Here is a 675-nt window from a genome sequence, read left to right as displayed (position 1 = left end):
GCCGCCGCCTCTGCTCCAACGCCGGCGAGCCCTTCCCGGCCGTCACCCACCTGAACAACACCCCCACAAGGTAGCCCTCGCACCCCTGAACCTTCCCCGACCCTCGCCCCTCGCCGCCGGCGAGCCCCCTCGCCGGAATTTCGGCCGGCCGCCGTACCCGAGCCGCCCGAGGACCCAATTGCAGTAATTGAAATCTTTAGAAGGGTCTGCACGTAAGATTCAAGGACCCAGTTGTAAAAGAAAGATTCAAATCTAGATTCAAAATCAGTGAACTTGTAAAATTCGTATAAAATCGTAGAAAATTCAGAAAAATGCAAACTCAACTGTTCTGGAATCCTCAGAACAAACTCTACCACTTTTGTTACAAAAATTTTCTCAGAATCTCAAAATATTTTGCTCTACATTAAATAGAAGCTTTAATGGACATATTTTATACCCACTGTTCTAGAAAACAGAGGGGTAAAAGCCTGAATACGTCCTGACAGATTGGATATGAATCTTCTGATGAAATTGACCTTGCCGATGAGGGACTGTAGTTCAGTTTTATTTTGTGGGGCCACCACTTTGTTGATGGCGTCTATGGTCTTGCGGTTGACTTCTATCCCGCGCTCATGGACCATAAATCCTAAGAATTGTCCGGCCGATACACCAAATGCACACTTGTTTGGGTTCATC

General features: G+C 47.3%; 1 protein-coding gene. It reads right to left on the bottom strand.

The window, feature by feature from the left end:
* Nucleotides 1-416: 416 nt before the first annotated feature.
* On the bottom strand, nt 417-675 hold a 259-nt coding region (locus G3A47_RS23735), incomplete at its 5' end, for a hypothetical protein (RefSeq protein ID WP_208328409.1).

This window comes from Flavobacterium poyangense (genome assembly GCF_011751075.1).
Taxonomy (GTDB): domain Bacteria; phylum Bacteroidota; class Bacteroidia; order Flavobacteriales; family Flavobacteriaceae; genus Flavobacterium; species Flavobacterium poyangense.
The sequence above is the reverse complement of the archived record's forward strand: the minus strand, read 5'-3'. Positions and strand labels throughout refer to the sequence as shown.